25 protein-coding genes, 2 tRNA genes and 1 pseudogene are annotated in these 26,015 nt (G+C 64.1%); 18 read left to right on the forward strand and 10 right to left on the reverse strand.

What is annotated here, in order from left to right:
- The first annotated feature begins 76 nt into the window (after positions 1 to 76).
- The 4 genes and pseudogenes from ACRYCC_RS39085 to ACRYCC_RS39100 all read left to right on the forward strand — a co-directional run bounded on the left by ACRYCC_RS39085 (position 77) and on the right by ACRYCC_RS39100 (position 5,303).
- Positions 77 to 265 carry a transposase family protein gene (locus tag ACRYCC_RS39085; protein WP_433819150.1) on the forward strand — a complete coding sequence of 63 codons (189 nt, stop codon included), beginning with the start codon at positions 77 to 79 and terminating at the stop codon, positions 263 to 265.
- A gap of 244 nt (positions 266 to 509) precedes the next feature.
- Positions 510 to 1,885 (forward strand): annotated as a pseudogene (locus ACRYCC_RS39090) (IS1380 family transposase).
- A 226-nt stretch (positions 1,886 to 2,111) separates the two neighbouring features.
- Positions 2,112 to 3,326 (forward strand): Shedu anti-phage system protein SduA domain-containing protein, encoded by a 1,215-nt coding sequence (locus tag ACRYCC_RS39095; RefSeq protein ID WP_433819125.1) that lies wholly within the window; start codon positions 2,112 to 2,114, stop codon positions 3,324 to 3,326.
- Between the two features lie 267 nt (positions 3,327 to 3,593).
- Complete coding sequence (locus tag ACRYCC_RS39100) at positions 3,594 to 5,303, forward strand: DUF4429 domain-containing protein (protein ID WP_433819126.1); 1,710 nt, start codon at positions 3,594 to 3,596, stop codon at positions 5,301 to 5,303.
- 249 nt (positions 5,304 to 5,552) lie between these two features.
- On the opposite strand, the gene ACRYCC_RS39105 is transcribed toward ACRYCC_RS39100, so the two are convergent.
- Positions 5,553 to 6,452: a hypothetical protein gene (locus tag ACRYCC_RS39105; RefSeq protein ID WP_433819127.1), complete on the reverse strand. Its 900-nt coding sequence runs from the start codon at positions 6,450 to 6,452 to the stop codon at positions 5,553 to 5,555.
- Complete coding sequence (locus tag ACRYCC_RS39110; RefSeq protein ID WP_433819128.1) at positions 6,449 to 7,030, reverse strand: DUF6932 family protein; 582 nt, start codon at positions 7,028 to 7,030, stop codon at positions 6,449 to 6,451. Before ACRYCC_RS39110 ends, ACRYCC_RS39105 begins: the two co-directional genes overlap by 4 nt.
- A 1,193-nt stretch (positions 7,031 to 8,223) precedes the next feature.
- On the opposite strand from ACRYCC_RS39110, the gene ACRYCC_RS39115 reads away from it, so the two are divergent.
- From ACRYCC_RS39115 to ACRYCC_RS39130, 4 genes are all read left to right on the forward strand, one after another.
- Positions 8,224 to 8,556 (forward strand): DUF6247 family protein, encoded by a 333-nt coding sequence (locus ACRYCC_RS39115; RefSeq protein ID WP_433819129.1) that lies wholly within the window; start codon positions 8,224 to 8,226, stop codon positions 8,554 to 8,556.
- Entirely contained in the window at positions 8,557 to 8,802 is a 246-nt protein-coding gene (locus ACRYCC_RS39120; RefSeq protein WP_433819130.1) for a hypothetical protein, read from the forward strand.
- 113 nt (positions 8,803 to 8,915) lie between these two features.
- A tRNA-Phe gene (locus tag ACRYCC_RS39125) sits at positions 8,916 to 8,978 on the forward strand.
- A 1,006-nt stretch (positions 8,979 to 9,984) separates the two neighbouring features.
- On the forward strand, positions 9,985 to 10,563 hold the full coding sequence (locus ACRYCC_RS39130; protein ID WP_433819131.1) for a dihydrofolate reductase family protein: 579 nt from the start codon (positions 9,985 to 9,987) through the stop codon (positions 10,561 to 10,563).
- Here the strand turns inward: ACRYCC_RS39130 and ACRYCC_RS39135 are convergent.
- Positions 10,545 to 11,255: a helix-turn-helix domain-containing protein gene (locus ACRYCC_RS39135; RefSeq protein ID WP_433819132.1), complete on the reverse strand. Its 711-nt coding sequence runs from the start codon at positions 11,253 to 11,255 to the stop codon at positions 10,545 to 10,547. The two genes, ACRYCC_RS39130 and ACRYCC_RS39135, sit on opposite strands and share 19 nt — an antisense overlap.
- A gap of 152 nt (positions 11,256 to 11,407) precedes the next feature.
- Between ACRYCC_RS39135 and ACRYCC_RS39140 the strand changes: the two genes are divergently transcribed.
- Entirely contained in the window at positions 11,408 to 11,770 is a 363-nt protein-coding gene (locus ACRYCC_RS39140) for an SDR family NAD(P)-dependent oxidoreductase (RefSeq protein ID WP_433819133.1), read from the forward strand.
- A gap of 226 nt (positions 11,771 to 11,996) precedes the next feature.
- Here the strand turns inward: ACRYCC_RS39140 and ACRYCC_RS39145 are convergent, their stop codons facing one another.
- Positions 11,997 to 12,620, reverse strand: a complete 624-nt coding sequence (locus tag ACRYCC_RS39145; RefSeq protein WP_433819134.1) for a maleylpyruvate isomerase family mycothiol-dependent enzyme — start codon at positions 12,618 to 12,620, stop codon at positions 11,997 to 11,999.
- A gap of 122 nt (positions 12,621 to 12,742) precedes the next feature.
- On the opposite strand from ACRYCC_RS39145, the gene ACRYCC_RS39150 reads away from it, so the two are divergent.
- Positions 12,743 to 13,747: a sigma-70 family RNA polymerase sigma factor gene (locus tag ACRYCC_RS39150; RefSeq protein ID WP_433819135.1), complete on the forward strand. Its 1,005-nt coding sequence runs from the start codon at positions 12,743 to 12,745 to the stop codon at positions 13,745 to 13,747.
- Between the two features lie 61 nt (positions 13,748 to 13,808).
- Positions 13,809 to 14,165 (forward strand): VOC family protein, encoded by a 357-nt coding sequence (locus ACRYCC_RS39155; protein ID WP_433819136.1) that lies wholly within the window; start codon positions 13,809 to 13,811, stop codon positions 14,163 to 14,165.
- Between the two features lie 464 nt (positions 14,166 to 14,629).
- On the opposite strand, the gene ACRYCC_RS39160 is transcribed toward ACRYCC_RS39155, so the two are convergent.
- Positions 14,630 to 14,911, reverse strand: coding sequence for a hypothetical protein (locus ACRYCC_RS39160; protein WP_433819137.1), 282 nt, complete (start codon positions 14,909 to 14,911; stop codon positions 14,630 to 14,632).
- Between the two features lie 460 nt (positions 14,912 to 15,371).
- On the opposite strand from ACRYCC_RS39160, the gene ACRYCC_RS39165 reads away from it, so the two are divergent.
- From ACRYCC_RS39165 to ACRYCC_RS39175, 3 genes are all read left to right on the forward strand, one after another.
- Positions 15,372 to 17,690 (forward strand): tetratricopeptide repeat protein, encoded by a 2,319-nt coding sequence (locus tag ACRYCC_RS39165; RefSeq protein ID WP_433819138.1) that lies wholly within the window; start codon positions 15,372 to 15,374, stop codon positions 17,688 to 17,690.
- Between the two features lie 78 nt (positions 17,691 to 17,768).
- Entirely contained in the window at positions 17,769 to 18,050 is a 282-nt protein-coding gene (locus ACRYCC_RS39170) for a hypothetical protein (RefSeq protein ID WP_433819139.1), read from the forward strand.
- A 35-nt stretch (positions 18,051 to 18,085) separates the two neighbouring features.
- Positions 18,086 to 18,161, forward strand: a tRNA-Phe gene (locus tag ACRYCC_RS39175).
- Positions 18,162 to 18,499: 338 nt separating this feature from the next.
- On the opposite strand, the gene ACRYCC_RS39180 is transcribed toward ACRYCC_RS39175, so the two are convergent.
- On the reverse strand, positions 18,500 to 19,213 hold the full coding sequence (locus ACRYCC_RS39180) for a hypothetical protein (protein ID WP_433819140.1): 714 nt from the start codon (positions 19,211 to 19,213) through the stop codon (positions 18,500 to 18,502).
- Positions 19,214 to 19,543: 330 nt separating this feature from the next.
- Entirely contained in the window at positions 19,544 to 20,263 is a 720-nt protein-coding gene (locus tag ACRYCC_RS39185) for an SDR family oxidoreductase (protein ID WP_433819141.1), read from the reverse strand.
- Positions 20,264 to 20,323: 60 nt separating this feature from the next.
- On the opposite strand from ACRYCC_RS39185, the gene ACRYCC_RS39190 reads away from it, so the two are divergent.
- The 4 genes from ACRYCC_RS39190 to ACRYCC_RS39205 all read left to right on the forward strand — a co-directional run bounded on the left by ACRYCC_RS39190 (position 20,324) and on the right by ACRYCC_RS39205 (position 23,348).
- Positions 20,324 to 20,953, forward strand: coding sequence for a TetR/AcrR family transcriptional regulator (locus ACRYCC_RS39190; RefSeq protein WP_433819142.1), 630 nt, complete (start codon positions 20,324 to 20,326; stop codon positions 20,951 to 20,953).
- Positions 20,950 to 21,783 carry an SDR family NAD(P)-dependent oxidoreductase gene (locus tag ACRYCC_RS39195; RefSeq protein ID WP_433819143.1) on the forward strand — a complete coding sequence of 278 codons (834 nt, stop codon included), beginning with the start codon at positions 20,950 to 20,952 and terminating at the stop codon, positions 21,781 to 21,783. Before ACRYCC_RS39190 ends, ACRYCC_RS39195 begins: the two co-directional genes overlap by 4 nt.
- A 272-nt stretch (positions 21,784 to 22,055) precedes the next feature.
- Positions 22,056 to 22,982, forward strand: a complete 927-nt coding sequence (locus tag ACRYCC_RS39200; protein WP_433819144.1) for a Clp protease N-terminal domain-containing protein — start codon at positions 22,056 to 22,058, stop codon at positions 22,980 to 22,982.
- A 33-nt stretch (positions 22,983 to 23,015) separates the two neighbouring features.
- Positions 23,016 to 23,348: a hypothetical protein gene (locus ACRYCC_RS39205; protein ID WP_433819145.1), complete on the forward strand. Its 333-nt coding sequence runs from the start codon at positions 23,016 to 23,018 to the stop codon at positions 23,346 to 23,348.
- 26 nt (positions 23,349 to 23,374) lie between these two features.
- Here ACRYCC_RS39205 and ACRYCC_RS39210 read toward each other — a convergent pair whose 3' ends face one another.
- The 3 genes from ACRYCC_RS39210 to ACRYCC_RS39220 form a co-directional block, all read right to left on the reverse strand.
- The gene (locus tag ACRYCC_RS39210) at positions 23,375 to 23,791 is read right to left on the reverse strand and encodes a hypothetical protein (RefSeq protein ID WP_433819146.1); all 417 of its coding nucleotides are present in this window, start codon (positions 23,789 to 23,791) and stop codon (positions 23,375 to 23,377) included.
- A gap of 1,189 nt (positions 23,792 to 24,980) precedes the next feature.
- Positions 24,981 to 25,394, reverse strand: coding sequence for a hypothetical protein (locus ACRYCC_RS39215; protein ID WP_433819147.1), 414 nt, complete (start codon positions 25,392 to 25,394; stop codon positions 24,981 to 24,983).
- A 499-nt stretch (positions 25,395 to 25,893) separates the two neighbouring features.
- The coding region (locus ACRYCC_RS39220; RefSeq protein WP_433819151.1) for an integrase core domain-containing protein at positions 25,894 to 26,015 on the reverse strand (122 nt) is incomplete at its 5' end.

Consider the following 26,015-nt stretch of genomic DNA (forward strand, 5'->3'; position numbering starts at 1 on the left):
GTCGCGCCGAACCTCGCCTACCTCACCGAAGGTGATCCGTCGACAGCGAGCCACGCCCTGATCGGCCTGGCGGAAGCTGCACTCTGGCCGTCAGGCGCTGCTGGTGCTGGTCTACCTGGGTACGAGTGAAACGTTCGCCGAGGGGGCCACGGGATTCGGGGTCTCGACCACGAGGGCGTGGCGGCACGTGGGCGAGGTCATCGCTTTGCTCGCCGCCCCTCCTCCCGTGCTTTCGAGTCGTTCCTCAGCCACAAGAAGATCCTGACACGCCCGGGGCTGCTAACGATTCCATTAACCATGTCCCTGGACCAGGCTGGACGGCGATGGAACCTCTCAGGCCTGAGTGCCCAGGTCAACAGACCGATCTGGACCGCTGTGGACAGGTCTAGCCTCGGGCTTTCGCGTGGGGCCGTGTTGGTCTGATCGTTGATATGAGAAAAGTGCCTCTGGCCTGGAAGGATCGGGATTGCGAAGTCACGATCTACCCATGGCTGGAAGGCACTTTTCAGGTGAATGATATCGGCCGGAAGGCCAAGATCGTTGTGTCCTCGGATGGTGCAGGGATCGTCTGCCAGGCCGGTGGCCTTCTTCTGCTTGAGACCCTGCGGGCGACCGGTCTGGAGCAGGGGTTGTCGGCGGGTCTGGAGCGGTGGCGAGCACCGCGTGCGGTGCATGATCCGGGCAAGGTCTTGTGCGACCTGGCGGTGACGCTGGCTCTGGGCGGTGACTGCCTGGCCGACATCGCGGTGCTGCGGTCCTCACCGGAGGTGTTCGGGCCGGTGGCCTCCGATCCGACGGTGTCGCGGCTGGTCACAAGCCTGGCACGGACTGGGCCGAAGGCATTGAGGGCGATCCGCCGGGCCCGCGCGCAAGCACGGGCGAGGGCCTGGGCTCTGGCCGGGGACGCTGCCCCGGGCGCCCGCGGTGAGATGATCCCACTGGATTTGGACGCGACCATCGTGATCGCGCACTCGGAAAAGGAGCAGGCGGCTCCGACCTGGAAACGCACCTTCGGATTCCACCCGATGACGGCGTTCATCGATCACGGGCCGGAAGGCACAGGCGAGGCCGCCGCCCTGCTGCTGTGCATGGGCAACGCCGGATCCAACACCGCCGCCGACCACATCACCGCCGGTCGGCTCGCGCTCGCCCAGATCCCGGTCGGCCTGCACAAACAGGTCCTGATCCGGACCGATTGCGGCGGCGGCACCCACGGCTTCCTGAACTGGGTGACCAGCCGGCGGCTGAAGTACTCGATCGGGTTCAACCTCACCGACGACATCTGCGCCGCGCTCGGCCAGGTCCCCGAGCGGGCCTGGCAGCATGCCTGCGACGCTGACCGCAAGCCCCGGCCCGGCGCCTGGGTCGCTGACATCACCGGCATGCTCGACCTGTCCTGCTGGCCCAAGGGCATGCGTGTCATCGTCCGTCGCGAACGCCCGCAACCCGGCGCCCAACTGCGCTTCACCGACATCGACGGGCACCGCTTCACCTGCTTCGTCACCGGCACCCGCCACGGCCGGCTCGCCGACCTGGAACTACGCCACCGCCGCCGCGCCCGCTGCGAAGACCGCATCCGCTGCGCCAAAGACACCGGACCACGCAACCTCCCCTTGCACGGCTTCGCCGCCAACCAGCTCTGGCTCGAACTCATCGCCCTCGCCACCGACCTGACCGCCTGGACGCCTGGACGCAGATGCTCGCCCTGCACGACCACCCCGCCCGCCGCTGGGAACCCAAACGACTACGCCTACGGCTGTTCTCCGCAGCCGGACGCCTGGTCAAAGGCGCCAGACAGCTCCGCCTGCGCCTCGCTCACCGCTGGAAATGGGCCGACCTGATCACCTGCGCCATCACCCGTCTGCAGGCACTACCAGCACCCTGACCAGCCCCAACCCACCCCGACAACCAGAAAGGACACCCACCGGGACCGTGGAACCCCGCCCGCCCAGCGCGACAGCTGGGCCACCGGCCGGACCAACCGCTGAGAAACAAAGGTCAGCCGGATCGCTACACGACTCAACCGACCTCACGAAAGATCGAGGCTAGGCGGCCCGGCTGAATTCCTCGATAAGGACACTTGTCGGGGATAGCGACTGCATAATCTGGGGATGGAGGTACGCACTGATTGGACATTGGAACTTCAACTCAAGCAGGTGGAGGGACACGCAGTTGACCAGCGCGTGAAGGAATGGATCCGTAAGGCGATCGCGCACATGACTGGGGGAACGGGCAGGCACCGCCGCGGCGGCGCGGAGCTGGTAGCGCTTCTGGCTGAAGCTCGACAGCGGGCAGCCGACTATGACGAGTGGCATGTGGTGCGGCTACTTCAGGACTCGATTGACTACGCCGAGGGTCGGATATTGAAGCCTGCCTTGGAGGAACAGTACCGCCTCTTTCAGGATGGTTTGCGCAAGGAGACTAATCGTCAGTTCGTTGCGGGAATCGTTGGGGCAAGCCTGAAGTTCGTCGCCGAAGTTGGCGAAGATTACTTGGCAGAGCATCCAGAGGCCACGATGACAGAGTTGATGAGTCATATCGAATCTCTTGCTAAAGATGCTGCGTTTATCGAGGCTCCAGACGATCGGCCGGGGCGTTACCGGATTCCGCGAGGGCAGGCCGAGCGAGCGATCTGGATGGTGCGTGTACTACGGAACCGGATGGACGTGGAGGACGCTCGGGAGGAGGCACGACGACTCCTGATGAAGCCCGAGGCTCTCGCCGTGTTGGCCGCCGACGCCGATGGGCAGACCCTGCTATGGGCAGCCGAACTTCAGCGTCGGGCGCTCGGCCTTGCCGCTCTGCGGAAGGTGATCGAGGACCCTCAAGCAACGGAGCATCAACTTCAGCAGGCTCTCAGTGGACAGTATTGGATCTTCGGTGGGCGCTACATCCATGATGAAAAGGCGTACCGAAGGCTGGTGCCGGGCGACGAGTACGACATCCCTTTGGTCCGTGCCGACGGAGCACTCCAGATCGTGGAACTCAAACTAGCGATGGGCCTGCGCAATCCCCTGGTGAAAAGACACCGAGGCGCTTGGGTGGCGGCGTCCACGGTAAATGATGCCGTGAGTCAGGCGATCGCCTACCTGGTCGGGCTTGACGAACACCGGCTGAGAATCCGCGAAGAGATCGGCATCGAGACACGACGGGCGAGCGCGACCGTCCTCATCGGCCACCCTGCAGCGCAGCCGAGCGCTCCTGAGACTGCGATCCACGAGGCGCTCCGTACGCTCAACACGCACGTTGGCCGCGTCGAGGTACTCACATACAAGGAACTCCTCGACAACGCAGAACGCTCGATCGGTGGTGCGGTCGGACACTGATCATGCTGGAGCACCGTCGCAGATCAGGACGACTGCTGTAATGACGGGGACTTACCGAGCACCACGGGCACGGCAACGAGAACGGCCCCTCCCGGATCTTCCCTGGTGAGGGGCCGTTCGGTGGTGTGGTGCTGATGGGTTCGAACCAACGTAGGCTGAGCCGGCAGATTGATAGCCTTCAGCTTGGCGCGAGCCGTACAGCACCGGGTACAGCGAGTAGCGTAGAAACACTCGCGGCTGCTCTGACGTGGGCGCATACTGAACGTTATGACGGAATATGACGGCTATAACGGACGAATCATCCTCGACGGTGAAGCGATACTTCTGATCCGTCATGGCGTCAAGTCCCGGCTTTCCGGTCACTCGCAGGGGACCCGACGTATCCCGTTCCAGGCTCTTTCTGATGTCCGTTTCAGGGAGGCCGGACGTCTCGTCAACGGATACCTGCAACTGGGTCTCGGTGGTGTCGAGCCGAAGCCGGTTACGGGTCCGAACGCCGCTGCTGATCCGGACACCGTGCTCTTTGTATGGGCAAGGCGTGAGGAGTTCCACCAGCTCTACGCCTGGCTGCAGCATGTTGTAAAGGTCAACCGGGCATCGGGAATTGAGCCCTCTGCCGTGCCCTATGACGTTGGCGCAGGTGGCAAGGTTGCTGGAACCGATAAGCGGGCGGCCGTCCAGCAAGAGAGGGATGCTGGCCAGAGTGTTGCACCATCTCCGTGGCCAGTGGTGAACCCTCCCGAAACGACGCCTGCGCGCCTGCCTCAACTGGTCGTTGCTCCAGCGTGGTTGCCCGGAGACGTCGAGGTCGAGGTCGCGGGAGAGGCTCACCGGCGGGAATCCGTACGCGCTGTGGCAGCCGACCCAGGAGTGGACGGTGTGCGAAGCGCTGTGCTCGTGCCAGAACCGCCCTCTTCGAGGTACCCCGATGCCGTGGCGATCTTCGTGCAGACACATCTGGTCGGCTACCTTGCAAAGGAGATCAGCAGCCAGGTACATCGGGCGGTACTCGACTTCGCTGCCTCCCGAGCAGGACAACTGCCCTCATGCCCAGCGGAGTTCTACGAAAACTTCGGTGGCCAGCAGGTCCTGCTTATGCTTGATCCCCGCCCACTGGGTCTCCCCCTGACTCTGTTCAGCCACGAGCCCGAGCTGGCTAGGGTTGTCGACACTTTGCTTGGTCGACTCGACCACTCCTCGCCCTCTCTGCAAGGCCGTCATGACGCAGCGCGTCAGACTCTCGCAGCCGCCGAGGCCGATTGCGCCGCGGCCAGCGACGCCCGGTCGGACGAACGAGCCGCCAGCACATGGCCAAGCCTGGAACGCACGCTCAAGCAAATCGTCAACCAGATGGAGCGTGCGGCTGACCCGGATGTAGCGGCAGCGTGGCTCACGCTCGCAAGGTGCACCCGCTTCCAGAAGGGCAAACGCGACGACACGCTGACCGCCTACATCAACTGCTTGCACTTTGACCGGGGCAACGTAGATGCCTGGCTAGAACTCTTCGCCTACGTCTGCTCAGCGCCATACGTTCCAATGCTGCTCGACCTCTACCGGCGGGCGCCATTGCCCGTGAGGCCGGCCATCGCACGCCACCTCCTGGGGGTGTCCTACGGCACCGACCGCCACGGCAACCTCAGCGCCCATGGTGGGACGCGCCTACGCACAGGGCTGAAGAGCCTGGCTGTCAGCCAGCAGGACCGAGGCACCGTCGCGGTTCTGGACGCCGACGCGGGGCGACGAGCAGAAAAAGCCGGAGATCACGACGGCGCCATCGCTGCCTACCGTGAAGCTATTGCCGCAGGTAGCACCGACTCCAAAGTGGCCGACCGGCTCAGCATCTGGCTCATCAAGCAAGGTCTGTACGCCGAGGCCGCCGCCGCGCTCACACAAGCGCTACAGCAGCCTCCTGAGACGACCAGCACACGAGAGCGCCTCGAAAAACGGCTACAACGCTGCCAACGCGCCCTTACCTAGCTCTCCGGAGCCAGCGTCAGCCAACTATCCCTGCACACCGCTGACGATCTGAACCCGCAGAAGCGGAGTCCTTATCTCCCAGCGCCACGAGCGCAGTGCCTGCTAACTCGGATGCCAATAACAAGCCTGGACAATCATGGATGGCTCTGGACTGATGGGCAATCCGATCGAGTGGTAAAAGAAGTCTCGGCAGTGGCCATGATCTTTCTTCTAATTCGATGCCTAGCACTGCAAAATGAGCCACTCGCATCAGAAAATGCTGGAGTCCTGAGATTCGACTCTCTCCAAAAAGAAGTAATTACGAGACCTTTCATGACCAAGCCTATCGAATTTCGTTAGAACTCTAGACAAAAAGGCTACCTTCTCTCCGAGCTCTAGGTGCATACTGATAAGTTTTTCGCGTTCGACCTTGACCTCATATGCGGCAGACGTTCTGGATGGTCCACTCTTTATCTTTACAACACCCGCCTCGCGCAGTTCAGTGACTCGCCCGCGCACAACGATGGTTGATACTTCCTCTCGAGTGTCGCGCAAGCTACGGACATACTGTCGACCGCGCCCTGTTAGGGTTGTAGACCGAACCAAGCCGCTCAGGGAAAGCCACCGGAGGCCTAGCGATAGGTCGAACTTGTCGAGGGCTTGCACTAGATGATCTAGGGAATTGTAGGCAGGAGCCCACTCTCGTAGATCCCCTTCGGATTCCGCTGCCGTTATCAAGCGAATAAAACCTAGGATAGCAGCATTGGCAGGCGACAATCCAAGACTTGGGAGTGCTCCCTCTTCCTTGCCAGAAACTGTGGCTGGAGTCGCGCGCACATGAAGAACCGTACTACCAACAGAAAGTCCAGTTATCTCCAGTTTCAACTCTTGATTCGCAGCCGCCGAGATTCCATCTTCGAGAGGCTTTAGGAGCGATTCACCAACCTTGAAATCAAGGGCGCCAGGTTCAATGTTATTCCCTGAAAGTCTCACAAGAAGCTCTTCGGTCAGAGCTGCATCGGGCGCGTAGTTCTTTACCGATTCGACCCACTGCGTGCGCAAGACTGTCTCATGATCGTCGTCGCTTAGGACGTCTGGCCCCAGCGACCTGAGATACTCAACAGCCTCCGCTTCATGCATCTCACTTAGGCGTTGACGCCAGCTACTCATAGCGTCACCTCCAGGTAGCCGCGGGCGGGACGAGCGGTCTCAACAGTCGGAGCCATCTTCTCTATACCCTGCTGGCGGCATCTTTGCCACCAGTCATCCCAAGCGCCGCGATCCCGCAAGTACGTCTGATCTTCGCTGGAGAGCTTCTCAGGCTGAAAAACAGAGGCGATCCGCCGGTAGCCGACCTTGATCGTCGACAACCCGAACTCTTCCTTGACCTTGCCGCGAGAGAAGGCTTCCCTCAGCCAGCCCGCACCCGTCTGCCCTCTGAGGGCGCTGGCTGAGTCTTCGTCGACGAACACTGTTAGGTCGATGTTGTCAGGATCCAGCTTGGTGCTGATATAGCTACCACCCAACCACAGGCAGTGAATAAGCGACCCGGGCGAGACTAGGTCTGGGTACAGGTCTTCCAGAGAAAAGAAACGGTTGACATAACGTCCAAAACCATCCCAAAGCTCTCTTCTCGTCGACGAATTTGCGAATCGGCTGTTGTCAACGAGCAGGGCGAACGCCTCATCCGCCGTCACTCGGTAACGGCCGGTTGCCAAGAACCCAGTGTCTTCATCGAAATCTGGCACCAAGGGGATTCGCTCCCTCTGGACTCTTACCAGCATTGGCCGTGGCGCTAAGGGGAAGACGGCCAGGCCTTTACTGGGGGGCTAGCCATGTGGGCGGTACTGACTGTAACAGGTGACTCACGTAGTATTTCCTTGATGTCCCAACCGGTCTATGGCATCGATCGCATCCGAAAGCCGGTTATTAGTTGGACCGTAAATACGGGAAAACACAACTCGTGAGTGCCAGCGATTTCGATAGGGCGGTCTCGGGAGGCTAGTTACGCGGCAGGGCGCCTGGCCACAGCAGCTCCTCCTGCCTCTCCACCCCACGGTCAACGCTGCACTGCCGGCGAGAACACTCGGCCTGGGTTCATACATGCAACTCCCTACAAGCGGTGAGTCCTAGGTTCCAGTCCGGCGCTACGGACCGCGTTGTGGGCTAATCCGCACGTTAGGCCTTGGGTAAGCCAGATAGCTCCCGGGCCAGGCAATGGCGGCCAAGCATCCCAGCAGGTCAGAGAACTTTGGTGTCGGAAGCACGCCCGATTCCTAACCCATCGCAGTGAGCGCCCCGAGGCTGGACCACGCTATTCAATCGTTATGTACAAGGTAGAGACGGGCTGCCGGATGTCGCGAGAAGAGATCCGCGCTGGCCAACCGCTGAGCAGGATCGGGAAGCACTCGGACGCCTCATTGATCATGACCCGCGACTCGTTCAAGATCGAGTTGTATGAGTCGGCAGGGCCCAACCGCTCATCGATAGTGCCCAACGGTCTCGGGCAGGCCAGCACGCCAGGCACGAACGACGACTAAGAGACCAGGTCAACCGCACTCCAGTTGACGGCAACGCTGACGGCAACGTCCACCACCACTGACTACCACCGGCACACCTCAGCCACTCCCCGACCTCGGCAGACAGCACCCCACCAGGGCGATCGCTACGTCTGAAAAGCGGAAGGTCGGCGGTTCGACCCCGCCCCTGCCCACCTCACTGACCAGCCAAAAGACCCCGGAGCTTGATCGCCCGGGGTCTTTTTGACGACAACGCTGAAGCAATCGGCGCGGCGGACGGTCATGGTGCCCACGGCGGGGCAGTGATCGCCGCAGTTACCGGCAACGCTGTACGGCCCATCCTGCTCCGCGAATCTCCTCAGCTCAGGGCCAGGTCGGACCGTGCTCTGTAAGCTCTACAGAGAGAGGAAGAGGCGCACGGGATGCCCGCACAACCGCAGGACTTCGACCACAGCAGCGTGGCCATGCCCGAGAAGAACCTGCGTTCCATCCGGGCCGCCCTCATCGTCCCCCGAGACCGTGAGGCGTTCGACGCCGGGCTCAGGGCCGTGCTCGACGAGGTCCGGGTGAGCCTGGATCTTGGCGTACTGAACGATTTCATCCATCGTTGGTGGATCTCCGCCTGCGACTCGGTGAGAGACCCAGAAGGTCGCCGGCAGATGCACGCCCGGGCCGACCAGATTCTCACTGGCGAGCCCCTCCTCCAGGGAAGATCATGGCGCGAGGCCCTTGCCGAGCGCGAGGCCGAACGATAGGTGTACCGGCTCATACTGGACCCGGTCGCAGACAAACAGATCACCGCGGTCCCCCACGAAGCCCTCGGCCCGCTCGCAGAGCTCTTCACCCTGCTGGAAACGGCACCCTGGAGCGGACAACCGTTCAATCCGGCCAATCCCAGGGCCAACATGCTCACCCACACCTTCGGCGAACGCGGCCTCGCCACCTACCTCGTCCTGGACGAACAACGCGAGGTATGCCTACTACGCATCGAATGGCCATGATCCACACATCAAGGTGAGCAGCCATCTCTGACGGCAACGCTGACGGCAACGTCCGCCACCACTGACGACCACCGGCACACTTCGGCCACCGTCCGACCTCGGCAGACGGCACCGCAGCAGGGCGATTGCTTCGTCTGAAAAGCGGAAGGTCGGCGGTTCGACCCCGCCCCTGCCCACACTTCACCTCTGACCAGCAGGAACATGCTCAGAGACGTTTCTGTTTCCAGTCCCGCAATGTCAATAAGCGGACGCACACCGCTCGAACACCATCCGCCTATCTTCCGTCCAGGCGTGAGCAAGGTGCCAGCGGAGACGGCTCACCGACGAAGAACGGACGCTGATCGCCAGGGATCCGATCAGCTTGTCAGCCGGCCACGACCCGCTGCCGATGTTCGCGGTCGCACAGCTGTACGCACGTGACATCCCCGACTTCCGCGGGCCGGTGGGTACAGATCTGCTGCAGGTGCTGTGGTGCCCCCACCGACCACAGCGACCTGAACTACTGCCCCGCCATCGCCCTACGATGGTGACAGCCGCCGAGGTCACCGACGAGCTGACCCAGCAGCCCGAACCAGAGGCGATGGAGTTCGACTGCCTACCCGAACCCTCCGTGCTGCATCCCGAACAGATCACCGAGTACCAACACGGCGCTTTTCCTGCCCGACGACCTCGACCAGCGAATCCAGCGGTGGGAGACGGACACCGGCCATCGCCACCAGTACGAGCTGTCGATCGCTGACGGGTGGAAGTCGGCGGATGGCCCTCCTGGAGCCTCACCGACCCCGCCGGCACCCCATCCCGTCCACCCTCCCCCACACCGACGGAAGTGACCATCGGACGCGGCTACTGCCTATGGATCTTCACCTGCCCGGCCTCCTACGACTACCCACACCAGACGAGAATGCAGAAACCGCCGCGGAATCCCTCATACCTCGCTCTGGATAGGGTCGGTCAGGCTCGGCGAGCCCGGCGCACAGCATCGCCCCAGGTTGGGCCGGTGATGAGAATCATCACCCATGTCGGCGGCGCCCCCGGCCTCCTCCTGCCGTCGTTTCCGTACAAGACAGGCGCGGTGGCGGTTCCTAGCGTGGGTGCTGCACTCCGCCGCGGTGTGTCGGCTGGCACTGCGGCCGTTCGATCTATGTGGCGACGCTCGTCGCCCGGTCATGAGGAGAACACGACATGCGTGAGCTGGTCTACACCGGATTCATATCGCTCGACGGCGTTGTGGAATCCCCAGGCGGTGGGCCGGGCGAGGAACACCGCAGCGGCGGATGGGTGGTCAACGACATCGAATTCCTGCCCGAGGCGTTCGCGCTCAAGGCGGAGGAGCTTGAGGAAACGACGGCGCTGATGTTCGGTCGCCGCAGCTATGAGGCGTTCGCGCCGGTCTGGCCTGACTCGGACGACCATGCCGCCTACAAGGAACTCCCGAAGTACGTGGTCTCGACCGCGCTTTCCCACGACGCCCTCATCGAGGGATGGGGTCCGATCACGATCCTGCGCTCGACCGAGGACGTCGCCGAACTCAAGAAGAGCGAGGGCGGCCCGATCTTCATCCATGGGAGCGCGGAACTCGCCCGGCGCCTATCGGAAGCGAACCTGATCGACCGGTACAACCTTCTCGTCTTCCCGGTACTGCTCGGAGCCGGGAAGAGCCTGTTCAGCAATGCGGACAAGGCCAAGCAGGTACTGCGCCTCCGGGCGTCCGAAGCCTATCCGAACGGTGTCGTAAAGATGATCTACGACGTCGTCGGCTGATCGATATCCAGGCCGATCGCACCACCTGTGGCCTCGCGGAGTTGTCGCGCTGTACGCCCGACGTACCGGCGCAACGCACGGGCCAGATGCGGCTCGTCGAAGTACCCGAGTTTGGAGACGACATCGGAGACGGGGATGCCGGCGGCCAGGAGCGCCGTGGCCTCACGTGCCCGTTCGATCTGCCGTACGGCGCCCTGGGTCATCCCGGTCGCCGCTCGGAACCGGCGTTCGACGGTGCGCGCCGAGACTGTGGGAAGGCGACCTCGGCGCACCTCCGTGACGAGCGGGTCACGGACTATGGCTCCAGAGCGAACAAGACGTTCGACCAGCGCCTCAGCGTCGTCGGGGCCTGGCGACTCCCAACGCACGCCATCCAGCCAAAAGCTCCGACGCGTGGCATGGGGAAGCGCGACGCCCCCGTCGACCAGAGCCGGCGTGGGCACGGCCCGCAGCGACGTGCCGACCGCGAACTCGATGCCCACGAAGGTCGCGCCCTCCGGCACCGGCGCGGTGCCGGTCTTGGTCTCGGGTCCGGTGATGCTCGCGTACGGCGTGCCCTCGCGCTCCCAGAAAACCAGGCCCCAGCACATCGTTGCGACTGAGGTCATCTCTGTGACGTGGTCACTCGTACATGCCCACACGGTGTCGACCCACGGCGAGTCGGACGCGCGCGTCGTGAATCGCAATGCCACGGGAGAAGGATACGCACAGCTCGCATGCCACCCATCGAGACGCCCGCCGCGCAGGCGGGGACGCTCCAGCCACCGCAGGGTCCCTACCGTTACGGCGCCGGATCTGGTAATAGATCTTCCCGGTAGCCAGGTCCAGGGCACCGATCAGCTGCATGACTCCGTTGAAGCGCTCACCCGCGCCGCGGATCGTCAACGTCTCCAGCAGCGTGGGGTCGCTGACCTCGCACGACCCCACCGGATCGATGGCATCGCTTCCGGGCTCCGCCGCCTACGCGCCGTCCAAGACCGCACTCAACGCACTGACCGTGCAGTACGCCAAGGAACTCCGCACGGCCGGGGTCCTGGTCAATGCCGCCGACCCAGGCGGCTGCGATACCGACCTCACCCGGCCGACCGGCCATCCCGTCCACCGCACGGCCGCGCAGGGAGCGGCGATAGCCGTACGGCTGGCAACCCTCGGCCCGGACGGACCCACGGGCGGCCTGTTCAACGACGACGGCCCCGTAGCCTGGTGAGCCATCCTCCGATAACAATCAGGTCCCCACCAACCGATAATGCCATTCTGCATGGGCCTGTCGAGAAGTCGTGAAGCTGCGTCGATGTCGTGCCAGGCACGTCTACATGGTGTATCCGCTGGCCGATATCGGCTAGTGGCATGTCTGACAGAACCGCCCACAAAGATCACGCAACCACACCAACCGAGATCGACTTCTCAAACACGCACCAAGTCACCGTCGCCGCCTATCGGGAGAATCTCGGGGCCGCCTTGCCTTCCAGGCGGCTTGGCGGCACGCGCCGGCCGCACAGGACGAGCAGCAAATCCTGCGCAAGTCCCCGGATCTGCGTACCTGTGCCGTAGACCCACGGGAGGTCGGTCGCCTGCAAAGCGACCCCCTCAAGGTCCGCTCCGAAGAACGCGATGTTGCGCGGTCGCATCCCGGCCAGCACCAGGGCGACACGCTCGGGCGGAACCCGGCGGTCCAGTCCGAGACCCACTGTGATGTCGAGCCCATGAATCACATCGTGTGAGAGTGCACCGTGGACGCCTCCGCTGGGAGGTGTCCACGGGTGCGCGACATTGGCCCGTAGGGACGCGAGCAGCTTTTCGGGCGGCAACGCCGCGGCGTCGCGGCGCGCGCGGCGATCGGCCATGCGGTTGAAATCCCCACCGGCCTTCACCAGCTCCAGCAGCGTCCGCGTCAGTGAGGTACGGAAGGGCATCGTGGTGTGCGCGATTACCTCTCGTACCCGCCATCCCTCACACAAGGTGGGCGCGTCCCACTGTTCCGGTCGGAGAGCGGCGAGCATGTCCGCCTGTTCGCGGCGTTCTGCCACGACCGCGGCCCGAAGGTCCTCATTGGTCATTCCTGCCCCTGTCGTTCGGCGCGCGGGTCGGCCGCGCGCTCCGTCATCGGGGGTACGAGCGTCGAACCGGAAACTCATCGGTCATCCGCTGCTGTGTCGGTGACGGCGCATATGGTCCAAGAGTGGTGGAGACCTTGACCGGCGGAGCATCCCGGCTTGAGCCGTTCCGGATCGAGCTGACCGGCTACTGCTACCGGATGCTCGGCTCAAGCTTCGAGGCCGAAGACGCAGTCCAGGAGACACTGCTGCGTGCCTGGCGATCGTTCGATCGCTACGACGAGCGACGGGCTTCACTGCGAACGTGGCTGTACAGCATCGCCACCAATACCTGCCTGGACATGCTGCGCAGCGCCCAGCGCCGGGCCCTGGCGATGGATCTCAGCCCGGCGGCGGAAGCCGGATCCCCCATCGGCGAGCCGACGTCGGAAGGGATCTGGATCCAGCCGATTCCAGATGATCTCGCACTGCCGGTCGATGGCGACCCGGAACGGTCGATCGTGCGGAGCGAGACCATTCGCCTGGCGTTCGTGGCAGCGTTGCAGCACCTGCCGCCCCGGCAGAGGGCCGTGCTGATCTTGCGTGATGTGTTGTGCTGGAAGGCCGAGGAGGTCGCGCGGCTCCTGGGCACCACCGTCGCATCGGTGACCAGCGCGCTGCAGCGGGCCCGCGGGAAGTTGAGAACGGTCGACGTCATGCCCGTCGACCCCTTCCAGCCGTCCGACCCCGCGCAGCGCGAACTACTCACCCGATACTGCGACGCGTTCGGGCGCCACGACATCGCCGCGCTCGTGGCTTTGATCCACGAAGATGCACGGATGTCGATGCCTCCCTTCATCTGGTGGCTTCGCGGCCGCCACCAGATCGGGAACGCGCTGTCGGACCCCGGCGGATCTTGCGCGGGGGCGCGCCTCGTTCCGGCCAGGGCGGCGAACGGGTCCCCGGCGTTCTGGCAGCTGCGACCTGGCCCCCACGGTGACCATGTGCCCTTCGCTCTGGTTCTCCTCGATGTGGTCGAGGGACAAATCGGCGGCATCACCACCTACCTCGACGCCGATCGGCTGATCCCGCTGTTCGGCTCGCCGACCGATCCCGCCCAGCCAGCGAAAACGCCCCTGCCACACCGATGAGTTCTGCGACCCCCATCCGTACCACCATCGACAGCGATTCCACGCCATGGAGGAACGGAAAATGACCATCCAGCCCATCATCACCACACCTGACCTGCCGCGCTTGCAGGCCTTCTACGAGCGCTTGCTAGGCGCGGTCCAAGTACGCCGCTACCCGGACGAGGGGACCATCTTCTTCGTCGGTTTGAAGTTGGGAAATTCAGAGCTCGGACTGGTCAACGACGCGAAGACCGACCTATCCGCGGCCCAGCGCGTCCTGCTGAGCGTAGAGGTCGACGGCGTCGACGACCTGCTCGACCTCGTTCACCACGCCGGTGGACGGGTGCTCGGCCCATCGACCGACATGCCATGGGGACAACGCGTGGCCCACGTCCATGACCCCGATGGGAACATGGTCAACCTCACGCAGTCCCTCTAAGTAGGCTCTGTGGCAATACTCCGAGGGCGAACAGGGGCAGGCTCTCGGCCGCCAGCCGCAGCACCGAATACCGCGTGCAGGGCGTCGGTATGACGTCTCTACCACCCACACCCGTGTACGCCGGGACGAACGACGACGAAGAGACCGGGTCAAGCGCTCTGGTTGACGGCAACGCTGACGGCAACGTCCGCCACCACTGACGACCACCGGCACACCTCAGCCACCACCCGACCTCGGCATACAGCACCCCAGCAGGGTGATCGCTACGTCTGAAAGCGGAAGGCCGGCGGTTCGACCCCGCCCCTGCCCACCTCACTGACCAGCCAAAAGACCTCGGAGCTTGATCGCCCGGGGTCTTTTGACGGCAACGCTGACAGCAACAGCACCTCACGCAGGCTGCCAGCGACCCAACGGTCGCCCCTGTTCTACGAAGTCGTGGTACTCGTCGTAGAGCACGCCTTGGTTCACCCACCGCCCCCATCGGCTCGAAGCTCTGCCTCAGCCAGTGCCAGGGCCGCCTCAGCCGACTCCGCCTCGCCGATGGTCCGGGCACCGTCCTGGTCCTCATCCGCTTCATAGAAGGGCAGGAACTCGTCGATCGGGAGGCCACCGGGCTCTTCCAGGTCTTGCACAGTGTGCAGTCGCACCACAAACCCCCGGAAGCGGTCTGCCGGCCAGATGCAGGCGTAGCGAAGACCTCTCCGCTCCTCCTCCTCGAACGCTTCCAGGAGTTGCTCGATCTCCACTCCCTGGCGGAGAGCACCAGTCGCAAACGATCTTGTTAGATGGCGCACCAGCCAACCATACGAGTCGCCCCAGACAACGGTGAGGCTCCGGAAACCGCGTCCGGAGCCTCCTGTGATCGGCTGGTTCAGCCGAGGGCATCCGCTTTGAGTGCCGCCTGCTTCTCATCCAGCCGGGCATGAGCATAGATCGTAATGGTCATTCAATGGTCGCTGGGGCCGACAATCTCGCGAACGACGTGCGATGACTCGAATCTCTGAGCATGCAGTGGTGGGCTGCGCGAATCGCCCGGAGGATCAGGCAACGGCGGGTTGTGGCCACATCCATTGTTTGGCCCCTCCGGGATAGTTGGAGTGAGAACCTGCCGGTCAGCGGGAGGTGAGCGGAGACATGGGCAGGTGGCGGGAGAGTCGGCTGCTACTGGTGGTTGGTGGGTTGGCGATACTCACGACCGTTCCGGCGGTGCTCAGTGCCTTCAAGGTCACCAATGCGTGGGCGGTCAGTGGAGCATCACTGGGCGTGGCAGTGTTGGGAGCGGGGGTGACCGCAGCGTGGCAGGAGCAGTACAAGAAGGCAGCTCAGCGCCGAGATGAGCAGGAGCTCCAGATCGAGGGCGGCTGCCTGGTCCTGCCAGGTGGAAAGTTGCCCAGGGTCAGCGAGGTGACCGACCCGATCAGATTGGGTGTTCACCCGGCTATGCCTGCGATAGCGGTCAGTCCGGAAGACGCCGGTAGGCAGGCTGCTGAGCGCGTCCCGGTCTATGTGCCTCGCGATATCGACGAGCAGTTGCGGGAGCATGTGGCCCGAGGCGGATTCGTGCTGCTGGTAGGAGATTCCACGGCGGGCAAGTCACGAGCCGCCTACGAGGCGATGACTGCCCTGCCCGACCATGTGCTGATCGCTCCGAACGACCGGACGGCATTGCCTGCCGCGATCGCCGAAGCCGTGACCACCCGTCGATGTGTCCTGTGGCTCAACGATCTGGAGAACTTCCTGGGAGCCAACGGTCTGACTCGCGCTCATGTGATGCGTGTACTCGCCGGAGAGAGCTCACACCGCGTGATTCTGGCGACTCTACGAGCCGCTGAGGAGGACCGTTTCACCAGCGAACCGGCGAGTGAGGACGGCGGGCGTCAGTCTCGCAAGGACGCCCGTGAAGCCCTCGAGCAGGCCTACCGCATCAGCCTGCCGCGCCTGTTCAGCCCAGCTGAACAGGACCGTGCCCGAGCCAGAGACTGGGATCCCCGCATCAGCGACGCTCTGACTCGGGCCGATGAATATGGAATCGCGGAGTACCTGGCAGCCGCACCCGAGCTCCTTCGGGACTGGGAGAACGCGTGGAGTCCCAACACCGACCCCCACACGCCCAGCCATCCACGTGCAGCAGCGCTCATCGCCGCCGCGATCGACGTCCGCCGCGCCGGCCACACCTCCTCCGTTTCCCGAGCCCTACTGGAGACCGTCCACACGGCCTACCTGAACGAGCGGGGAGGAGGCCGGCTGCGGCCCGAATCCATAGAAGAAGCGTGGGCATGGGCGACCCAGCCCCGCCGCGCCACCACCGCGCTCCTACTCCCACATGACGACGGCCTTCGCATCCAAGTATTTGACTACCTCGTCGACAGCGTTCAACGCCGCAGCGCGGCAGGCGACCATGTCCCAGAGCCCCTCATCCGGGCCGTATTAGCGGACTGCCGGCCAGATGATGCCAACAACATCGCTGACACTGCTCGCGACCAGGGACGGTATTCAATCGCCGAAGCCGCATGCCGAATGGTCTACCGCAAAAGGGCCACTAGCCTGGGCGCCGAGCACCCCCAGACCCTCACCAGCCGCAACAACCTGGCCACCGCACTGCAGAGCCTGGGGCGGTTCAAGGAGGCGGCTGCAGAGAGCCAGGCCGTCCTGGAAGCTCAGACCCGAGTCCTGGGCGTCGAGCACCCGGACACACTGACCACCCAACACGAGGTCGCGCGAATCGCCATGAACCTGGGCCGGTACGCCGAGGCCGAACAGGTCTTCCGCGAAGTGCTGGCGATGCGGGAACGGGTACTGGGCGTCGAGCACCCGGACACATTGACCACCCGACACGAGGTCGCGCGGATGGCCGGGATCCTGGGCCGGTACGCCGAGGCCGAACGGGGTTATCGGGAAGTGCTGGCGATGCGGGAGCGGGTGCTGGGGATTGAGCACCCGGATACATTGGTTGCCCGGCATCAGGTGGCGCGGGCCGCAGGGAACTTGGGCCGTCATAGCGAGGCCGAACAGGGTTATCGGGAAGTGCTGGCGATGCGGGAACGGGTACTGGGCGTCGAGCACCCGGACACATTGACCACCCGACACGAGGTCGCGCGGATGACCGCAAACCTGGGCCGGTACGCCGAGGCCGAACAAGTCTTCCGCGAAGTGCTGGCGATCAAGGAACGGACGTTGGGCGTTGAGCATCCACATACGTTGTTCCCCCGGCATGAGGTGGCGCGGATGGCCGGGGAACAGGGCCGGTACAGCGAGGCCGAACAGGTCTTCCGCGAAGTGCTGGCGATACGGGAACGGGTACTGGGCGTCGAGCACCCGGACACATTGACCACCCGACACGAGGTCGCGCGGATGACCGCAAACCTGGGCCGGTACGCCGAGGCCGAACAGATCTTCCGCGAAGTGCTGGCAATGCGGGAACGAATACTAGGCGTCGAGCACCCGGACACATCAACCACCCGACAGCAACTAGCGAACGTGCGAGAGCATCTGAGACAGGACGCAGAGGCCGACCAGCCCGATTGACCTACGGATGTTGAGACCGGGCCGGGATGGCGCGGAGCTGGGAGAGCTCAGCGGACACCCACGCGGTACGGTCAATGCGTGGACAACGCAGAGGCGAGCGGCCGGGCGTGGCGGGACGAAGTCCGGCGCCAGCCAACCGTAGAGCAGGATCGAGAAGCGCTCGGCCGCCTGATCGACCACGACGCCGACCCGTTTGAAGTCGATTTGTACGAGCTCGCGTCAGAGCCCCGAACACTCCTCATCAACAGAGCCCAGCGGTCCCGAGCAGGCCAGCACGCCCGGCACGAACGACGACGAAGAGACCAGGTCCAGCGCCCTCCCGTTGACGACAACGCTGACGACAACGTCCGCCACCACTGACTACCACCGACACACCTCAGCCACCGTCCGACCTCGGCAGGTACTCCGTCACCAGGGCGATTGCTACGTCTGAAAAGCGGAAGGTCGGCGGTTCGACCCCGCCCCTGCCCACACTTCACCTCTGATCAGCAGAAACATCGTCAGAGGCGTTTACGTTTCCAGGCCCGCAACCCTAATAAGCGGACGCACATCGCTCGAACACCATCCGCTTATCTTCCGTTGAGAGCGCGCGCCTCTGCTTCTGAGCCGCCGAAGGGGGTGTCGGCGTACAGCTTCCGGTGCAGAGCCACGTACGGGTAGACGTGTTGAGATGATCGGTGTCTGCCGGTGCTGTCCAGTGCGGTGATCTTCATTTGGCGAGGGAGTTCTGGTCAGGATGGTGACTGAACCTGCGCAGGTTCCGTGCGCTGCGGATTCGGGCACCGATCTCGGAGATCTTCGGGCCACGGTCATTCGCGAACCTGGTGTTCCACACGGTGGCGGATGTACTCGTCTGGATGCGAGCGAGCGATCGACACCGCCGCGTCCACCAGGTCGTGCAGCTCCGGCGCGTACGCAGACCGCCAGAGAGGTAGTCCGGGGAGAATGCAACGCCGAACGTCGATGTGCTCGTTGTGCACGAATTCTCGGAGCGCGGCCTCATACCAGTCCCGCGCCAGGACCGACCCGTCATCATCCTCGGCGTGGCTTTCGTTGCTTGGGTTCTCTGCTCTCAGCTGGTGGAGCCTGAGCGGTAGAGCCGACCAGTACCACGCCCGCGCGGCGCCGGCCCGCTCCCCGTTAGTGCCCGCCCGCAGATAGTCGAGTAGCGCTGAGCGGACGCGCTGGCGTCCGAATGCGTTCAGCGCCGGCTCGAGGAACTGACGATTGGCGCTCGGGTTCGGGTCGTAGACAGCCGCCTTGATGAGCACGTCGAAGGACGCGTCGGGTAGCGTCAGTCCTTGGCGGCAGGCCTCTCGCAGGGCTCGTCGTACCAGCTGATCCCAGCGCCGTTGTCCACCGAGATCCGGCTCGGGCGCGATCTCCATTCCGAGGACATGGGCCACGTCCGCCAGACACCGTAGAAACGGCGCCGTTCCGTCGTCCGTTCGCGCTGGCAGCGCCATGAACGCCCGTGCAGCGCTCGCTGTGTCCTTTGCGGCTGTTCTGTCCTCACCTGTCAACTCGGTCTCCCCAATGTCGTAGCTCGGATCAGCGGCCTCACGTGGCGACCCCCCGCAGCGGTCGGTACATCGATGACGTCGCCGACCTTGGCGGTGTGCTCGGTCGCCCGCCGCTCGCCCGCGAGATGGACGTCCAGGGAACCATCCCAGGCAGGCTCTACCCGATCAATCCGGAATCGGAAGCTGCTCGCAGCCACGATCACCGGCCCAGCGGCGCGCGGGATCAACATCAGATTGGCCGGGGTGCGGTCGGGGCGGAGCTCTACACCCGATTCCGGTGGTACCTGCGATCATGCTCGCAGGTACGCAGGCTGACCAGGTGCTTTCGAGTCAGGCCATGGAGACGAGGCGCGCGCCGCCGTCGGTCTCGATGATCGTGCCGGTGATGTTCGCGTTCGTGGCCGCCAGCACCACGACCTCGGCGATGTCTTCCGCAGTCGCGATGCGCCGGGCCGGTAGTGCCTGAGCGGCCTGGGTGAAGTAGGCCTGCCGGGCGTCGTCGGGCAGGCCGCTCCACCAGGGTGTGTCGACGAGGCCGGGTGAGACGCCGTTGACCCGGATGGGTGCAAGTTCGGCGGCGAGCGGCTTGACGACGGCTTCGACGGCTCCGTTGATGGCGGCGATACCGGCGGTGCCGGGCATACTTGCCCGGGCTGTGATCGCGCCGAGCAGCGTGATCGAGCCCGTCGGTGCCAGGTGCGACAGGGCCGCCTGGATGGTGGTGATGTGGCCCCAGAACTTGGCGTCGAAGGCGCGGCGGAGCATGTCCAGGTCCAGGTCGGCGATGGGTCCTGGCCCTTCGCTGCCGCTGAGGGTAATGACGAGCCAATCGATCCTTCCGATCGCCTCGACCACGGCGGTGATCTCACCACGATTGCTGCCGTCCGCCCGGTGACCGGTGATCGCCGGGTCGGTGGTCGCGATGTCGTCGAGACGTTCCTTGCCTCGTCCGACGACATGGACGGTTGTGCCCAGGGCCTGTAGCCGGCGGGCGGTGGCCAGCCCGATGCCGGACGTTCCTCCGACGACGAGTGCTGTGTGATTGCTCATCCTGACGCTCCTAAATCGAACCGTTACGTCTCGTCTCGAAATCAGGCTAGCATGGGTGCTGTGAATGACCAGCCAAGCCCGGGGCGCCCAGGCCGCAAACGCAGCGAGGAAAGCCGGCTGGCGATCCTCGCGGCGGCGATCGAGCTCACCGCCGAGGTCGGCTACGCCGGTGTGACGATCGAAGGGATCGCCGCCCGGTCCGGGGCCGGCAAGCAGACGATCTACCGCTGGTGGCCCTCCAAGGCCGACGTGCTCCTCGACGCGCTGGCCACCAAGGCAGATCTGTACGTGCCGGTGTCGGATGAGGGCAGTTATGCCGCTGACCTGCATGCGTTCCTCACCGACAGCTTCGCCCTCGGCCGCAACCCGCAGGTCGTCGAGGCGCTGTGCGCCCTCATGGCCGAGGCGCAGATCAACGCCCAGTTCGGCGAGCGGTTCCGCGCCTCGTTCCTCCAGCACCGCCGAGACGCACTCAAGATCATTCTCGACCGGGCACAGACTCGCGGTGACCTCCCGCCGGGCCTACCGCCCGGCACCATCACCGACATCGTGTTCGGCACCCTGTGGTACCGACTACTCGCCACCCGCCAGCCCGTGGACCAACAGCTGGTCGAGGAACTCGTCTCCACGCTTGCCGGGCCGCGATCCGACCCGGCTTCACCCGTCTCACGCCGTAGGAAGCAGCCATGACCGACCAGCGAACGATCTTCATCACCGGCGCCACCGACGGCCTCGGCCGGGCCCTCGCGCACAAGCTCGCCTCCGACGGTGCCACTTTGATTCTGCACGGCCGAGACCCCGGCAAGCTCGACCGCACCGCCGACGACATCCGCGATACCCACCGAGCGCAACGGCCACGCACCGTCCTGGCCGACCTGTCCGACCTGTCTCAAGTGCAACGTCTGGCCACCGACGTGCGCGAGGCCACCGACCGGCTCGACGTATTCGTCAGCAACGCCGGCATCGGCGGTGGCCGGCCTGACGGGCGCACCCGCCGCACCAGCGTCGAGGGACATGAACTACGTTTCGCCGTGAACTACCTCGCCGGGTTCCTCCTCACCCTCGAACTGCTTCCACTGCTGCGTCGATCGGCGCCGGCCCGGATCGTCAACGTCGCCTCCATCGGCCAGCACCCGCTCGACTTCGAGGACCTCATGATCGAGCACGACTACAGCGGCATGCGTGCCTATGGCCAGAGCAAACTCGCCCAGATCATGTCCGGCTTCGAGCTGGCCACCCGTCTTCCCGCCGACCAGGTCACCGTTAACAGCCTTCACCCGGCTACCTATATGCCCACCAAAATCGTCCTGGAGGAGATCGGCCACCACATCGACAGCCTTGACGAAGGCGTCACAGCCACCCACCGCCTTGTCAGCAGCAACGCCCTCGCCGCGACCACCGGCCGGTTCTTCGACCGGACCCGCGACACCAGAGCCAACGCCCAGGCTTACGACACCCTCGCCCGCACCGAACTCTGGAACCGGAGCCTGAACCTCGTCAGCCAGGCCGACATCATGTGACCAAGCCCACCGAGTTCCGGCGAGGTGATCGAGCTCAGCCGGGACACGCTCACCCCGGACGGCCATGAGTGGGCCCGCCATGGCTCTGCCCAGCTCGGCCCGGGGCCTGTCCGATGACCTTTGGGAAGCTTGACCAGGTCACCTACCGCGACATGGACGTCGAAGGGAATGCAGGAGTCCGCCTGGGACTTCACGCACAGCGTGATCGTCTGCGCCACGGGGGTGCATACGCGCACAATGGGCCGTGACGCGGTAGAGGGCATCCTCTGCCGATGTCGAAGAACGGGTGCGACACCACGAGCCCGACGGGTGCCATCAAGTTTGACACGAGGGAAGTGCACATGGCCCCAGACTCTGAAAGGGTTGATCTCGGCCCCTATACGGCCCGTGCCCGTACTGCTGTGAAAGCTTCACAGGTCAAGGCACGTGCTATGGATCATGGTGAGGTTACGACCGGCCATGTACTGCTCAGCCTGACTACCGGCTCCGGGATGGCCAGCTCGATCCTCGCGGAATTGGACGTCTCACCGGACACGCTTCAACGTGCGATCGAGGAACAGATGGGACTGGGTGAGCAGCCCGCCCCAGAGCACATCCCATTCTCGCAAGGAACACGCCAGGCATTGACCCTGGCCTCGCTGGAAAGCCCGGGCACGGAATCGAACCGGATCGGAACCGATCATCTGCTGATCGGCCTGCTGCGTGAGGGCGGATTCGCAGCCCAGATACTGGCCGGGTTCAGCGTCACCGCCGACAAGGTCGTCACCGCACGCGGGCGAGTCTGCCAGATCATGTGTTACGGATGTGTCGAGTACGGCAGGCAGGCAGAACCACTCATAGGCCCTGAACTTGTACTGCCCGCCGGGGTGCCCGCCCTCAACGAGCAACTCGAGCAGGTACGCCACCGCAAAGAAGTGGCCATCCACGCCCAGGACTATGAACTCGCGGCCTCGATCCGCGGCGAGGAGAAGGACATCCTGCGCCGCAGGCTGATGCTGCTCGACAGCAGGACCAGCGAGTTCGACCTGGCGAAACGCGATCGACGAGATCGCGCGGCTACGAGAGTCCGTCGACCATCTACGCGGAATGCTGCACCGCGGGCACTACGGAGTCCACGACCAGGACGGCGGCGAGGACCTCACAGACCTGCTCTTTTGATAGCCCACGAAGCCGTCCTTGCCGGAATGAGCCGACCCTAGATGTCGCGTAGTGGATCACGCGATCCTCCAGCGATGACTTACGACCTTGCCGTCTTGGAGGGCGACCAACCGACTGGTGATCGGGAAGTCACTGCCATCCACGGGGATCTGTATGACCGATACCTCGACACCGATGCGATGACGCCGGCGCCCCCTGCCATCACTCGATTCGCGGAAACCCTGGTCAAACGCTGGCCGAACAGCGGCGAGCGGCTTGACGACGACAGCCCATGGGCGGGTACGCCGTTGATCCGCGGGGCGAGTGGCCCCTTACATCTACTTCGCCATGTCCTACAGCAAGCCGACGAGGCGTCCACCTGTGCCGCCCAGATCGCACGCGGGCAAGGTCTGGTCTGCGCCACATGAAGATGGAAAAGGTTCACTGAAGGCTGCTACTTCCTTCTCTCTTCGATGCCGAATCCCTGCGGAAAGCTCGAAGGTAGTTTGACGCAACTAAAAGTTCGGCCCAGCACTCCAACCAGCAGGTCAGTCAAGGTTCCCTCATGGTGCCACCAAAGTCCGCCATCAGTGATGACGATCGACCAGACCGCCGGGTCTGGATCTGTTAGCCAAAGACAGAAATCACCGTTATCGGATACCCCCCAGGGAAATAGCCCGCACGGCTCCGGGTGGATCGGAAATGGTTTGGCCCTGGTTCTGGTTCGATTGTCGTCGATCAAATCAATTCCATCACGACCATCCGTGAGCTGGCGAAGCGGCGCCAGAACTTCTTGGCATTGTGCCAACATCTTCCGAGGGTTGGCCGGGACTCCAGGGTGGAACACGTCTAGAAACGCGTCGACGGTCAACGCCGCATATCGTCGAGTGAGTTCCTTATAGTCGGCGGGGAAGACGAGGCCTGAAAGTCTTTCGATCTCGGCCCAATCAACCGGAGGAGGCGTAACCGTAGGGGGGCCTATAATTGCCTCGAGATCCGCTACTGCCGCCACTATTGATACTTCCTCTCCTGCGATTTCCGGGCACACGTCAAAGTTCGCACCGAGTCCACAGCCGACCATATGGAATCAGAACACGGCTGCTCCTGGCGAACATCACCTCGCCGTTAACGTGAAGGTGAACTCACGGCCACGGCGGCGGCGAGGGCTCGCCGCTGCCGACCGTCGGCTCAGTCGGCTACGAGTTGGTCCCATCCGGGGGCTACGCCGCATGTTCGAGCGTTTTACCACCTTGGCCACCAGGCCACCCGAACCCAGAAACACCCAATGCGCCGACCACAGACGTTCATCAGGACGGACACGGTGATGAGTGCCTTGCGCGTCTGGTGACGATCGATAAGCGACGCTTGTACGGTTCCGGTCATGCCCCTTGGCCAACGATCAACATCGGCAACCGTTGCCCTCTGCATCGTCGTCGGAATCTTGCTGGCCGCCGACGCCGTCTCCGTTGCCCCTGTCAGGCGGGGCACTGAGGCGTGGAAACACGGCTACGCGAACGCCTCGCAAGAGATGAGCACCAGTCCACCCACACCCGGCGCAGGCGCGAGGATCACCCTTTATACCTTTCGTGATCACTCTGGCCACGCAAGATCGCCGTATGCCAATTGCACCGACCTCTACTCGATGAAGCACGATCCGCGGGCCAGTCACGACTCCCGGGTCTGGCCGCTACCGCCCGATATCCGATCCAGCACCACGGCGGAGAACGAGTACCGCGCCGGTTGGGTGAGAGCGTGCGAGCTCCGCTGGACGCGGTGAACGATCACAGTCACTGCGCAGACCCCGGTTCAAGATCATCAACAACGTGGTCCCGACCGGATGAGACCTTTCTCTTCGGTTTCAAGGGCGCCGCTACGCGTCGCCAGGCCGGACCGGCCGCGCCGGGCGTGCGGCCTGTTCCGGCTGGTCCCGGCACGGCCGTCCGGCCTCCAGCCCATGGGCCGGCCATCGAAGGACGAGAGCAAGGCTCACATCGGAATGCTCTGGCCCCGAGCGCCCAGGGAGCAACTCGTCATGTCCAAGTCACTGCACGGTGGACTCGTCAGCCATGAGGAGGACGGGGAAGAACTGGGCGAGCGGAATCACCATCGTCTTGATCATTGCGACCTCGTGTCAGGAAGGCATGAACCAAGACCACGATCGCACCGATAAGACCGGTCAACAGGGCTGCCCCGGCGACCCAGGTAGCAGGCTCGTCAGAAGTGAGACTCTTTGGGGGAAACACGGACGCCACACCGACAGCGACGCCCCAAGTCCCGAAGGCGATCAGGCAGAGGACTTGGGCCAGGCGGTCCTGTTTCATACGCCAGCGATAGAACAGGACACCCATGCCACCCGTGCCCGCGTAGAAGGCTGCGATCTGCGGGGAATCAGCGCTCAGGACGAGATATCCCCACCAGCCAGCAGCCACGACTACCGGCAGGAAGCGGCCCGCTCCTTGCGGCCAACGCACCATGGGCGACCTCACGCCGAGGAACAAGACGCCGTGATCGTACGGCAAAGCTGGCAGGGTCCCGTGCTGCGGGCCGTATCGATCGCTGTGGGTGGTTGGCCGTCGTACGGGCTGGGGCGATCGCTGCCGCCCCGCTTCCATTTCTCGGGCCGTGGCCGGCCGTGCGAGCCGGGTCGGGTTGCCCTCGAATTTCGAGGGTTCTCATAGCGCCAAGCTGCGAACGCGGGTGCTAACAACGACTCTGGACGATCTTGGACGGCCGTGGACTGAGCGGTAGTGCAACGCACCCGTGAGCAGGGCGCACACTCTGTCGTGGACGGCTGTGGACGGTCGTGATCCTTCTTCTAATCCGGTGCCCAGCGCTGCCGAATCGGGCCCCTTATAAGTCAACGGCGGTAGCGCGTAGCGGACATCGCCTCGCCTCCTCGGTCCCGCCGCTACGGGCGTGCGGCGCGGGCGCCGATCCATTCGCACCATGCCCGAACGGCCGGGGCAGCGCTGGCTAGCTGTACTGCCCAGGGACGTTGGTCAATCTGGTGATGGGTGGTTTGCCGCCGGTGGCGGTGTGGGGTCGGTGGTGGTTGTAGTGGTGGAGCCAGGCGGGCAGGGCTTTGCGGCGGGCTT

This window comes from Actinomadura scrupuli (assembly GCF_050971785.1).
GTDB lineage: Bacteria > Actinomycetota > Actinomycetes > Streptosporangiales > Streptosporangiaceae > Actinomadura_E > Actinomadura_E scrupuli.